This is a genomic window from Halomonas sp. 113 (assembly GCF_904067645.1).
Taxonomy (GTDB): domain Bacteria; phylum Pseudomonadota; class Gammaproteobacteria; order Pseudomonadales; family Halomonadaceae; genus Vreelandella; species Vreelandella titanicae.
This window is the reverse complement of record NZ_LR881453.1, coordinates 1,756,648-1,770,110: the sequence shown is the minus strand read 5'-3', so window position 1 is coordinate 1,770,110 and position 13,463 is coordinate 1,756,648. Positions and strand designations below refer to the sequence as shown.

The 13,463-nt window shown below is 53.1% G+C and carries 8 protein-coding genes; all 8 read right to left on the bottom strand.

Annotated elements, in window-relative coordinates:
• Nucleotides 1-67 precede the first annotated feature (67 nt).
• Nucleotides 68-331 carry a hypothetical protein gene (locus YERSI8AC_RS08360; RefSeq protein WP_159176535.1) on the bottom strand — a complete coding sequence of 88 codons (264 nt, stop codon included), beginning with the start codon at nucleotides 329-331 and terminating at the stop codon, nucleotides 68-70.
• A 384-nt stretch (nucleotides 332-715) separates the two neighbouring features.
• The gene (locus YERSI8AC_RS08355) at nucleotides 716-1,882 is read right to left on the bottom strand and encodes a nucleotide sugar dehydrogenase (RefSeq protein WP_089691406.1); all 1,167 of its coding nucleotides are present in this window, start codon (nucleotides 1,880-1,882) and stop codon (nucleotides 716-718) included.
• Between the two features lie 108 nt (nucleotides 1,883-1,990).
• Nucleotides 1,991-3,583: a phosphoglucomutase (alpha-D-glucose-1,6-bisphosphate-dependent) gene (gene pgm / locus YERSI8AC_RS08350; RefSeq protein WP_159176534.1), complete on the bottom strand. Its 1,593-nt coding sequence runs from the start codon at nucleotides 3,581-3,583 to the stop codon at nucleotides 1,991-1,993.
• 21 nt (nucleotides 3,584-3,604) lie between these two features.
• Nucleotides 3,605-4,666 carry a glycosyltransferase gene (locus tag YERSI8AC_RS08345; RefSeq protein WP_236557271.1) on the bottom strand — a complete coding sequence of 354 codons (1,062 nt, stop codon included), beginning with the start codon at nucleotides 4,664-4,666 and terminating at the stop codon, nucleotides 3,605-3,607.
• 310 nt (nucleotides 4,667-4,976) lie between these two features.
• Nucleotides 4,977-6,161: an aminoglycoside phosphotransferase family protein gene (locus tag YERSI8AC_RS08340; protein WP_236557435.1), complete on the bottom strand. Its 1,185-nt coding sequence runs from the start codon at nucleotides 6,159-6,161 to the stop codon at nucleotides 4,977-4,979.
• Between the two features lie 105 nt (nucleotides 6,162-6,266).
• The gene (locus tag YERSI8AC_RS08335) at nucleotides 6,267-8,540 is read right to left on the bottom strand and encodes a glycosyltransferase family 2 protein (RefSeq protein ID WP_159176531.1); all 2,274 of its coding nucleotides are present in this window, start codon (nucleotides 8,538-8,540) and stop codon (nucleotides 6,267-6,269) included.
• A gap of 227 nt (nucleotides 8,541-8,767) precedes the next feature.
• Nucleotides 8,768-10,018: an alginate O-acetyltransferase AlgX-related protein gene (locus YERSI8AC_RS08330; RefSeq protein ID WP_236557270.1), complete on the bottom strand. Its 1,251-nt coding sequence runs from the start codon at nucleotides 10,016-10,018 to the stop codon at nucleotides 8,768-8,770.
• Between the two features lie 349 nt (nucleotides 10,019-10,367).
• Nucleotides 10,368-13,451: a glycosyltransferase gene (locus YERSI8AC_RS08325; RefSeq protein ID WP_159176529.1), complete on the bottom strand. Its 3,084-nt coding sequence runs from the start codon at nucleotides 13,449-13,451 to the stop codon at nucleotides 10,368-10,370.
• Nucleotides 13,452-13,463 lie beyond the last annotated feature (12 nt).

The following is a 13,463-nucleotide window of genomic DNA, read 5'->3' as shown; positions in this document are numbered from 1 at the left end:
CGAGTTCAGCGAGCGTTTCGAGGCACCCGCGGGAGGCGTCGGGACGACGCCCAATGGCTCCGAACCATCATCGCCTACACAGGCCAACCCCGGCACCGCTTCGCGCTGCTTCCGCGGGTGCGCTTCGCTTACCACGCGCTACTAAATCTCGCATGCACATTGAGGTGGGGATGCCACCGGAATCGAGTGATTGCCCCCGTAGCGCGGGGTAACGAGAAAGCGAGTTCAGCGAGCGTTTCGAGGCACCCGCGGGAGGCGGCGGAACGACGCCCAATGGCTCCGAACCATCATCGCCTACACGGGCCAAACCCGGCACCGCTGCGCGATGCATCCGCGGGTGCGCTTCGCTTACCACGCGCTACTAAATCTCGCGTGCACATGAAAGCGGGGATGCCACCGGAATAGAGTGATTGTCGTAGCGCGTGGTAACGAGAAAGCGAGCTCAGCGAGCGTTTCGAGGCACCCGCGGGTGGCGGCGGAACGACGCCCAATGGCACCGAACCATCATCGCCTACACAGGCCAACCCCGGCACCGCTTCGCGCTGCTTCCGCGGGTGCGCTTCGCTTACCACGCGCTACTAAATCTCGCATGCACATGAGGGTGGGGATTCCAAGGATGTGTGCACATGGCCATGGCACGTCATCACGCCACCGAAGCCAAACCGTAGCGCGTGGTAACGAAGAACGCGAGCTGAGCGAGCGTAAAGCCACCTTCTCAATCACTGCCAAACAAATCGCGGGTGTATACCTTGGATTCCACATCGCTAAGCTCAGTGACCATGCGATTAGCCAGGATGACATCACACTTGTCTTTAAACGCCGCTAAATCGCGCATAACGGTTGAGCCAAAGAATTTATCTTCTTCCAACACCGGCTCGTAAACGACCACTTCCACACCTTTCGCTTTGATGCGCTTCATAACACCTTGCATGGCACTGGCGCGGAAGTTATCCGAGCCCGTTTTCATGATGAGACGGTAAACCCCAACCACAGTCGGATTGCGGCGCAGTACGGACTCGGCAATAAAGTCTTTACGCGTGCGGTTGGCATCTACAATTGCCTGAACCATATTACTCGGCACATCAGCATAGTTGGCGAGCAGTTGCTTGGTATCCTTCGGCAGGCAATAGCCGCCATACCCAAAGCTGGGGTTGTTGTAGTGCTTACCAATACGCGGGTCTAGGCCAACGCCTTGAATGATCTGCTTGGCATCAAGACCATGGGTTTCCGCATAGGTATCTAATTCATTAAAGTAAGCGACCCGCATTGCCAGATACGTATTCGCAAACAGCTTGATTGCCTCGGCCTCGGTGCTGTTCGTCAACAATACCTCTATTTCTTCGGCAATCGCCCCCTGCTTGAGGAGTTCAGCAAAGGTCTCACCCCGCTCGGAACGCTCCCCGACAATAATGCGTGAAGGGTAAAGATTATCGTAAAGCGCCTTTCCTTCCCGTAAGAATTCAGGCGAGAAAATAAGGTTTTGCGTGTTAAAGCGTTCAGCGGCACCTTTGGTGTACCCCACTGGCACGGTGGATTTTATGACCATCACCGCCTCAGGGTTAATCTGCATGACCTGCTCAATAACAGCTTCAACGCTTTTAGTATTGAAATAGTTGGTTTGAGGATCGTAATCAGTGGGAGTGGCAATAATCACGAACTGCGCGCCAGCGTAAGCCTGCTCGGCATCCAGCGTCGCAGTAAAAGTCAGGTCAGTACGATTTAAAAAAGCCGCTATTTCAGCATCCTCAATCGGAGAAAGGCGATTGTTCAACAGCGCTACTTTCTCGGGGACGATATCCACCGCGACCACTTCGTGGTGCTGCGCTAACAACATCGCATTGGAAAGCCCCACATAGCCGGTTCCTGCAACGGCAATTTTCATCCAAATAATTCCTAAAATTAATATAAAACAAAAACTTGAAGCACATGCTAAAAGCATAACGGGCACCACTAAAGGTGCCCGCCGAAGGATGAAACGGCCTCAAAGAATCTATTTCAACACACCAGCCAGCAATGCCTGGGCGTTCCCAATCAATTCATCCAAGTGCTGTGCGCCTTTGAAGCTTTCGGCATACACCTTGTAAAGCGATTCAGTGCCGCTTGGCCGAGCGGCAAACCAGCCGTTTTCGGTGGTGACTTTGATGCCGCCAATAGCAGCGCCATTGCCCGGCGCGTCTACCAATACAGCGGTGATAGCGTCGCCTGCCAGAGTTTTCTCAGTCACGCTCTCAGCACTCAGCTTTTTAAACGCCGCTTTCTCTTCGGGTGAACAGGCGGTATCGACGCGCTTGTAAAAAGGCTCACCAAAGCGCTCGGTAAGCGTGCGGTAATACTCGCTGGGCGTTTTGCCGGTGACCGCCATAATTTCCGCTGCCAACAAACACAGCACGATGCCGTCTTTATCGGTGGACCACGCCTTACCGTCGCGGGTTAGCAAGCTGGCGCCTGCACTCTCTTCCCCGCCGAAGGCAAGCCAGCCCTCGTGCAGGCCATCCACGAACCACTTAAAGCCTACCGGCACTTCGTAAAGCTCGCGCTGGTGGGAAGCCACCACTCGGTCGATCATGGAAGAGGACACCAACGTCTTGCCGATCTTCAGGCTAGCCGCCCACTCTGGGCGGTGGGTGATCAGGTAATCGATGCACACGGCCAAAAAGTGGTTCGGGTTCATCAGGCCACTGGCATCAACTATACCGTGGCGATCGGCATCGGGGTCGTTGCCAAAAGCTATATCAAAGCGGTCTTTAACCTTGAGTAGGTTAGCCATTGCTGCCGGGCTAGAGCAATCCATACGAATTTTGCCGTCGTGATCTGGCGGCATAAACGCAAACTCAGGATCAACTATAGTATTCACGACATCAAGATTCAGGTCGTAGTGCGCCGCTATCGCCTGCCATACCGGCAGCGCGGTGCCGCCCATGGGGTCAGCACCTAACGCTAAGTTTGCGCCCTGAATAGTGGCCATATCCACTACGCTGCCAAGCTTGGCAACGTAATGCGCAGTGAAATCGTACTCCTGGGCGTGGGCAATCGCCTCATCCACCGGCACGGTGGGTATATCTTCCAACTGGCGCAGCAGGTAGGCATTTGCACGCAGTTCAATCCAGCCGGTGGCATCAGTATCCGCGGGGCCACCATGGTGCGGATTATACTTAATACCGCCATCTTCCGGCGGGTTGTGCGAAGGCGTGATGATTAAGCCATCCGCAAGCGCCACATCGGGCGCCGCCAGGTCATGGGGATTATTATGGTGCAGGATCGCCTGGCTAATCAGCGGCGTCGCGGTGTAGCCGTGATCTTTCTCGACAAATACCGGCACCTTGTTGGCAGCCAACACTTGCAGCGCGCACTCCCAGGCAGGGCGAGAAAGCGCGTGGGTATCGAAACCTAAAAACAGCGGCCCCTGATAGCCCGCCTCACGCCGGTAGTCGACCACCGCCTGGGTGATGGCATAAATATGCGAAGCATTAAACGTACGCTCAACGGAGCGGCCACGATGGCCAGAGGTACCAAACGACACGCGCTCCCCAACGACGTTAGCGCTGGGTCGCTCTTCATAAAAAGCTTTAACAGTAGATTCCATGGTTCCCTCTCCCTGTTTATCTTATTGCGGCACGGCACCACTACGTTTTAGCCAAAACTGCACAGCTGCTTCTACGTTACCGATACGTTTTGCATCAACAGCGGCTTGCTTAGCCATGTTGGCAGCCGCTATGGGGTTTTCTAACAAGTGTTCTAACGCACTTCGCCATTCAACGGGCGCATCATTGACTAGCAAACCATTTTTCCCGTGCTGGACAATCTCAGTGTACGGGTAACGATTTGAGTATATTCCTACCCCGCCCATGGCGGTAATATCAAAAAATTTGATGAAAGATTTGCCATGGTTAAACGGGGTATTTAACAACGGGGCTAGGCCTATATGGCAGCGGTGCTCTCGTTGATAAACCTTAAACGTCTCCCAGGCTAAGGGGCAAGGCGCGTTTAAGCGTGGCAGCGTGATTAAACTTTCTGGAGTGTGTGGCCCCAGCATAATTTCCACCTGGGTATCCATACGCTGAGACTGAATACCTTCTATGGCCGGGGCGATGTGCATAAGGTCAGCTAAATGCGCCCGCGTGCCGTAAAAGCCGATTTTCCAGTTAGCGCTGGAAGATGGCGGTTGCGAGAAATGCTGAAGTGAAGGCAGAGGAGTAATCAGAGGTGGCGTGAGCACTTGAACATTATCGTGCTCGCTAAAAAAACAGCGCGCCAATTGCTCGCTAGAGGCCACCACTTCATCAGCCAGTGACACTAAGCGAGGTTGATGTTTAGCAATCCCACCCATTCGCTTACGGTAGGCAGCCGGTAAGGTTGGGTCATTGGACGCCGCAAAAATATCATCATCGATTAAATAGGCAATATAGCCAAAAGCATCGCGGTGACGTTCTAGCCAGCGCAGCCAACCTAACGGTAGCGAGCGGCAAAGCAGAAGATTAGCCCCCGCGAAACGCCGCAGCAGAGAACGACCATGTACCCAGCTGGCCCCGAAAGATCGAGAAGCGGTAAAACGTTCGACCGCCACGCCCCGGCGGCGCAGACCGGAGGCAGCAGATGCCAAGAAATAAATGTCCTCGGTCGGCCGCGCCCCATCGCTCAGAACAACCCAGGTGGTGTGGCGACTCACGGTACATCCTTGATTAAGATAATTCTTCTCCTTTCCACTAGCCCTATTCAGCACCGCTTCGCGGGTAGCGGCGGAACGACGCCCCGTGGCACGGAACCAACCCCGCCTGCACAAGCAAACCCCGGCACCGCTTCGCGGTGCATCCGCGGGTGCGCTTCGCTTACCACGCGCTACTAAATCTCGCATGCACATGAAGGTGGGGATTCCAAGGGCATGTGCACATTATGTACATGGCCGTGGCACGTAATCACTCCACCGGAATCGAGTAAGTGCACCCGCGGAACGACGCCCCGGAGCTTCCAACTCAGCGTTATTGACTAATACCAGGGTACATCTTGAACTGTTTATATAACTTGTAAATACGAGCCCGCAGCTGGGCAGCCTCTTCAGACCGCATGAAATGGGCGACGTCCAAACACTGAAACAGATAGGTGAACACCAAGGCGCCCAACTGCTGATCAACGCTTTTTTCAGTCAAGGCTTCTACGTCAGTCCAGGGTAGCCCACGCAACAGAAGCGCCGCATCGAAGCCTAGCGGCAAATACGCCCATCGATCCCAGTCAATAAGCGCTACCTGCTGCTGCTGAGTATCAATGAGTACGTTATTACGGTGTAGGTCACCATGCGACAACACGCGTGGCAAGCGCGCAGTAACACGCATTAAAAAGACAAAAAATGTCAGTTCAATCCTACTACCGCCTTCCCGCAATGCCTGCGCGATGACCGATGGAAGCAGTCTATGCAGCAAACTTTTAAAACGACTGTAGCGGCGTTTTAAAGCGCTGCGTCCTGCTTCGCCAGCTTGTTGAAGAGTGACAAGTTGCGCCATTACCATGGGCACCCACGCTTCCCACCCGTTACCCACTTCTTCCAGAGTTATGCCTGGCTGAAAAGCAAACATCTGTAGCATGTGTCTTTCTTGAGAAAACGCAGCCAATAAAGGCGGCGCGGCTATACGACTAGGCGTGATCACTTTGTCATAAAGCTGCATCACGTTTGCATGCGCCTTGGGCTCTACATCAAAACGTGCCATGACAGGCGCCTGATTAGCAACGTTAAGTACAGCGCCAGCCATTCGTCGTTCAGCAGACTGCCCAAACAGGGGTTTAAATCTATCAACCAACAATTGATCAGGAAGCGAAGCCACGGCTTTATACTCCGCGTGCTGATGGGAGATGGCAATAGGTAACCAATCGCTTTGCTTCGGATGCCTAAAGAGCCAAGGGCTATGCCGCAATGGCACGTCTTTCGGCGTTACCACGCGAACGACATCTCCATGCTTCAGCGCCAACGTTCCATGAAAACCCACGTTGCCACTCAACGAAAGCCCTGCCTTTTTCACATCCGCTCGTGGGCGGTTACAAGACAGCCGGCAACGTGTTCGGCCATTCACCACCACAGTCACGTATGGCGATAAGCTCCAGCCACTAATCGCATCCTCACTAACCCGGTCTATAAAACCTAGTACGCCTGGTTTTTTAATTACTTTAAACATAACCAATTACTTGAATATCCGGCGAAAATTGTTAATTGATGTATCAAAGTGTCTGATAAGTACCACTACACGGGTACTTTAAGATTTATATGGATATTCAAGCGTTTATCGCAACGAGAAATCCTCATGAACCAAGGTCAGATTAGGATTGTAGGCCGGGTCACTGTCCAGTAATTCGCCCCAGGTTTTACGCATATAGGCATATTCGCTTAGCCAACGCGCACGCTTTTCAGGGGTGTCATCGGCACCGCGGGAAATGGATTCATGATGGTAAAGCTCAGCAAACGGCGTCCACAGATTACGGTAACCCGCCTCACGAACCTTAATGCATAAATCCACATCGTTGTAAGCGACAGCCAGATCTTCCTCGTTCAAACCATTAACAGCATCGAAGACCTCTTTACGCAGTAGCAGACAGGCTGCCGTCACGGCAGAAAGGTTCTGAGCCACTTTCAAGCGCCCCATATAACCATCTTCGTCACGCTGAAAGAAGCGATGGGCATGTCCCGCTAAGCCACCTAACCCAAGAATCACACCACCATGCTGGATGGTGTCATTGGGGTAGTAGAGCTTCGCGCCTACACAACCAATATCAGGGCGTGAAACCTGCTCTACCATCTCCGTCAGCCACTGCCCATCAATCGGCTCTACATCATTATTGATTAAACCAATAACACTTCCCCGAGCATGGTCGGCACCATAGTTATTGATGGATGAATAATTAAACGGAGCGTTCCAGGACAACACCTTTACTCGGGTGTCACGGGCTGCCACTTCGTCCAAATACGCCAGGGTCTCTTTGCAGCTGCTTTGGTTATCCAGAATAAGCAGTTCAAAGTGGCTATAGTCGGTACGGTCTAAAATAGCATCAACACAAGGGCGCAATATATCGACGCCATCGCGGGTAGGCACCAGCAAGCTCACCAAGGGTTCTGGCGTAGGCATCGGCCAACGAATGCGCTGCGTGCCGGGTAATAACCCTGGCGCTACTTGTGCAACCTGCCCACAGGCTTCTAAATGCTGCTCAACAGCACCAACATAACTGGAAGGCGTTGTGGCAGTCCCCGGTGCACCGTGATAGGCAATATGGGGTACGTGGGCAAGCTGTTGCGACGAAAAATGATCGCGCCGTGTTACGTCCAACGTTTGTACGTAATCCAGCCAATCAGGGTTATTGGCATTGTCACCACACATATCGGCTGAAAGGCGTGGGAAAAAGCGGTGCTGGTAACACACGGCCCGGCCCATATACGGCATCGAAAGCAGCAAATCAGCATTCCACTCAGGCTTAAACTGCGGCGAGTGCCGAACTCCCTCCTCGTCAAGGCTATCCTCATCGGCTATCAGCATCTGCGCTTGAGGATTATCTGCAGCAATACTGGCCATATGAAACAGTGCATTCGCCGCTAAACGATCGCCTGGGCGTAAAAACCATATCCAGGAGTGTTTGCAATAGGAAAGGGCCTCTATCCGCAAGGCCGCAACACTGGTGGCATGACTTTCTACAACGCGAAGAACGGGCATCTCACGCTGCCATTCTTCTAACCATGCCTGCCAGCCATGAAATGCCGGTGACGGTAACAAAAGTACGGCCTGCCGTGGCGACAAGGACTGCTCCGCCACACTGGCCAGGCTGCCTTTTAAGCTGTTTTGTAAAGCCTGTAATGCATCAGGCGTCGCCTCGCCAATAGGACACACCAGCAAAATACTACAATCAAAAGAGTGAACATGGTGGCGCATGGCCACCTCATGGTCGCTAGGCGCACGCCTTCGTTCTACCTGACGAATCCACTGCTGGTAGTGGCGACGAGTGGAAAAACTAATAAATGTACTTTCGTAGTCCTCTAGGGCAATGGTTTGCCATTTGCGGCTCTGTTTACGCGCCTGCTGCTTCAAACTGAGCTCAATTTCTTTCAAAGAAAGATCACGGTAGTGTTCATGCATGTTGGATAACCGCTGCAGCAAACGGTTATAGGCAAACATTGGCGTTAGCCATACGAAGCGAAAATGTTCCAGGGAAAACGTGCCCGTGGCGTTCATGGGCGCAAACGTCACACGTTTCACACCCCATGGCACGTATACAAGCCGCTTCGTGATCTTACCCACACGCAGAGGTAGCTCTACCGTTAACGAGCGCCGTGCAGACTCAAACGTGAGGCTAGACACCACACTGGTCACGTCTCGCTCACAGGCAATTTCGACCATGTTCCAGCCGGGCAAAGGTAACTGCCCTTCTAACGCAAAAAGCGGCTCCGCGCCCAGGGATTGCCATTCACCAGGGCGTGAAGCCGCCTTTAATTGCTGTAAAGGAACAAATTGCTGAGGGCTGCGGTGGTGAGGGTACCAAGGCTTATCGCGTGACGTGTGGTTAGCATTCATTCAAAAGCGTCTTATCCGGCGGATATGGAGCGAGCATGTTACCAGCCCTTAGGCTGCGTCACACCAGCCTGTTATAAAACCCTGCTAGGCTCTGTCTGAAAAGTCGGCGAGCGAAGGCCAGACAAGGCAAAAATCGGCGAAAAGACGGAGTTTACATGGTGTAAATGAGTACTTTGAGCCGATTTTTAACGCCGTATGGTCGAGCGCAGCCAGTTTTCAGACAGAGCCTAGACTAGCCAGGGTGTTAAATTAAGTTTATGAATCAAGGCATCATCGCGTGCGACGGAGATCTTTCGCTTAGCCACTGAAGCCCACTCATCTTCAGATAGCTTGGCGCGTTTTTCATCGATTAACTTCAAAAGTGACTGATCCACCTCAGGTACTTGCACCATAAACCGTGCATTGGTTTGCATCACCAAATAAGCCGGATTAACCGCTTTCACCAACTCAGGGTCGAGGCTTCCCGCGCTGTGTACAAACACCACTTGTTGAAACAGACGGCATAAGTAGTTAAGCATTGAATAGCTGGAAGACGAGCCAAAGAGTAAACACACACTAGGCATCAGTGCCTGGTCATTCACTAACACCGACAAACGCCCAAAGTTGGGCAAGCCATTATCATAATAGCGGCACTTCATATAGCTAAACGAGCGCAGCACCTCTATGTTGCAATGGCGTTCCGGCGTAAATTTATTGCCCAAGTCGCCGACAATTGTACGTTGCACGTACTCATCTTCGGCAAAAAGCGCGTTAACCGCATTGGGATCAAGGTCAAGCGCCGTTGCCAGCGCTTTTGCAGCCACCATCGCGCCTTGCTGGGACCAGTGGCTATCCGTGCGAATAAAGGCCTCATCACCCAACTGGGTCAAAAGCGCCTGGGGGTACACAATGCTGTGTGCTTCCGGCAACGCCATTAACTGTTGTATGGGGCCATTGCTACCTTCAGTAAACGGATGATAGCTAGGCCCCATGACACTCTCTTTAGACGGTGCCACCAACACCGCATGAGCGGCCTCGGCACTGTCAGCCAGTTGCTCAACGGCTTGAAAGTACTGTTGCCACTGCTCGACCCCTCCTTCCGTTAGGCGAAGCCGCCCCCGGTACTGATCAACACTCCCATTGGTATCATTATCCAAAAACAACCACCCCTGCTTACCCTCAAGCACTTTAAGGGAAGGAGGGAGTGCATCATCTAAATGAACATCAGACGGTATATCTACCTGGGAAAGGGGAAACTGCATATCTCCTAAGCGCAGAAACAGTGAGAACTGCTCCAAACGGTGAGGAACCGTAAAACGAAAGCCACACTGCACTTGAGGGTGTGACTCATCAGCGGTTCCAAAAAGCGCTTCAATGACATCAGGACGGCGCACCGACAGAGGGTGGCAAAGCTCAAAGGTTTTGCTCCAGCGAGCAATTATTTCAGCCTTGCCTACCCACTCGGCTAACGCTTCAGGCAGCACTACCCACCCCTGCACGACCCACCCCCCTGGGAGCAACCACGGGGGGCGTTGCGCATCAGGGAAATCAAGGTGCCAGCGGAGCCCTGAGGTATAGCGGTCTAAAGTGTCCCGCCCAACAAACCGTTTAACAAACCGAGCGAAACGTATGGCTGGCATCTCCCACGGGGTTTTAAGGGCTCTGTTTTGAAGAGCTCTGTTTTGAAGAGCTCTGCTTTGAAGGACTATGCTTTCAATCATTCTCAGTGAAACCGTCCATAGCTGACTGTAAGAACGCTTGATCAGGCCCATAACGATGGGCCAAGTGGACACTCAGACAACCCCGTTACGGGAAAGTGCAGAAGTGTCATAAGCGACGCTCTTCCAGTCAGAGATCCCACACCGCTTTACGAAAGCCAAGGGTATGTCGCGTTGGTTCATCCCACTGATTTTTCCTGAACATTAGATCGAATTGACTATTGGAACGACCAGACAGCACCCGAGTAGACTTCTGCAGTTTATGCACGACACAAGCATCGCTGACATGGTAAATCCGCAGCCCTAACAGGTGTCTTACCACATCGCAGTAAATACGATCAGAGCGGTAATGGCGGCCAAACTGCGCATCCAGAGGCCCAGCGCTACGATATGTTTCCCGGGGAATATAGACACAGAAGAACGGTGCAAAGCTGATCTCCAGCACTCTTCCGTCATGCAATAACGGCGGAGTCACAATATTACTGTGATGAGCCGAGAGATTGACATCACAGGGTTGATCGGCGTCGGCATAAGGCACGTGGGTGGTTAAAGTGGGCGTACCACCAGGCAAAATTTGCTGGGGAACGACCAGGCCGCATTCTGGCAATTGAGTCGCTGCCAGTTGCATAGCTTCCAACGCACCTGGCTCAACCTGCGCATCGTTATTAAGCAGCATCAAATCGTGGTCTGTTTTAGCCGCTGCCAATCCCAGGTTAACTGCGTGAGTAAAGCCATAGTTGCAGGAATTAAAAATTGCTTTCAGGCGCCCGGCAGCCTGAGCCTCTTCAAGGAACTTCTTCACCGGAGACGAAGAGTCATTATCGACAACGATCACCTCCAGCTTATCGCCCAGCGCCAGCGCTTCCAGGCTAGTGAGGCAATCACGCAGATCCTCCAACGACTCATAGCTGGGGATAACCACTGACACCCCTCGCTGCAGTACAGTAGAGGCAGTTGATTTAGCGGCAGACCACTGATACCCAGTTGCCTCACGTACCTGGTCTAAATAGCCCACGTACTCCGTGTTAGCCGTCAACGTGTTAGCGGCACGGCCATAATAATAGTGGGTTAATACGACTGGCACTGAACAAAGCCGTACCCGCTGGCTATAGCGGCGGATCAAATCCCAGTCCACAAACCTCGGCAGCGTCTCGTCAAAGCCCCCACACTGTTGATAGGCCTCGCGAGTGTGACAAAACGCATTGAGGTCTACATAGTTCCTATTGAACAACAATGCGCGATTCAAAGGACCAAACAGCACGCCTGAAGGCTCTGTGGCATTGCCGGTGTAGCGATATAAGCCTGAATAAAACGCCTGAGCTGTGGGTTCGCGGCTAAAAGCCCCCACCATGGCAGCCAAATAGCGTGGATCCCAAACGTTATCAGAGTCCAGGTAAGCGATATAAGCCCCCTGCGCTACCTCCAACCCTTGGTTGCGCGCATGGGAGACTCCTCGGTTTTTTTTCAGAGCAATCAGTTGAATACGTTCGTTTTTGGCGGCCTGCCGCTCACACCACTCACGGGTGCCATCGGTACTGCCGTCATCTACCAACAGCAATTCCCAGTTGGCATACACCTGGCTACTCACCGACTCGACCGCTGCCTCAATGGTATCCAAACGGTTAAAGCAAGGCATAATGACAGTAACTAGCGGCGCCTTTGCGAGTGCTTGCGCATCACGAGTCAGCCCATCCGCCACGTTCTCCATGGCGGCCAAGCATCGCTTATCAGCCTCGCGAAACGGGCGCGACAGATAAGGATCAACCAAACCATGGGCAAGATAACCCGCAAAATCGCTAAAGGAACGCTGAAACTCCCAGACAGCATCGCCACTGGCCACCACATGACCACTCAGGGCGTCGATTAACTCAAGGTGATGGTTTTGGCCGTCTACCAACTCAACCGGCGGATATGTCTCAAAGGCATGGCGCCCCTCATGAATGCCGTTATCACGCAGGTCATTGCGGAACTGGTTAGCGATCACTTCAATCTCATGGTGACCATCAATACGGATCAACGCCGAACGCGGCGCGCTGGAACCACTGTCCGCCAGCCAGCCACAAATCGCGAGATCGCCGTTGAGGTTAAGGTCTCCATTCACCCCTTGTTTTCTGGCCGCTTTCACACCACTAGTACCAAGCACCTGCAATTCTTGAAGGTCACTGCTATCGATCAGCAGCTCTGATGGCATGGTGCTTTCCAGCCCGGTCTCCATCTGATAAGGCGAAAGCTCGCCATTAGACCCATGGGGTAACAGCAACACCCGCTCTGACTGGGGGCGCACGACACCGCCCACCAAGCGTTCCAACGCATGGGACAACTCACCATCCTGCTCGCCGGTTTCTGGCTCAAACATTAATGGCGCCACTTCGGCGGCCAAGGCAGATAGCGCTTGGGGGCGGCACCAAAACATACTGCCAGCAAAAAAGCCCCAGTCGCTTTCCAGCGATACATTGACCCGTGGTGCAAGCTTTTCCAACCAAGGGCCATTGCCAAACCGCATTGACAGTTGGCTCATAAACAGCCGCTGAGGGCCTGCTAACTGCAAGCGGGGGTCGCTGCGTAGCTTATGCAGCAACGCCTGCACGCCGCCGCCACTCGGCAATACGCTGCTCAAAAGCGTATCCCGCCACTGTTTAGCCACCGGCGTTACACCCTGCTTGGTGTGCAGCTTCAAGCACAGCGTATACTGTTGCAGATGAGGTATTAGCGAAAAAAACGGCGCAATATCCCGCCCCCGATTAGGGCAGGGCACCACTTTTGCACCAGGGTAGCGTTTCTTCAGCGCCACAATTTCCCGCGTATTCGGCGCATGGGACGTGGTAATAAACAGATCGAAGGGCTCCTTCAGCAAGGCAAGCCTGTCACCTAGCAGTGCCACCAATTCAAGATGGTAAGCATGCAAAACGACCGCCAGCTGTGGAACAGCGGGGGAATCCCCTTCCCCCACTACTGCCCGCCGCCCTTCACTGCGGCCATGACGAAGGTAATGCAGCAACGGGCTCAGCCCCGATGTGGCAACATCGGGATAGCGTCGGGAATACTCTTCAGGATCAAAACCAGGCCCCGGGCAGCGGCCCAGTGCCCAGCCATAATTTAAAAAATGCTCCAGCGGAGAAAGCTGACTATGCTGAGCATCTAGATAACGGTTTACATACCACGACGCATTAAATAATTCTGCATCCAATAACAACTTACGATTAGCATCGCTCATTACAGTTCCTTT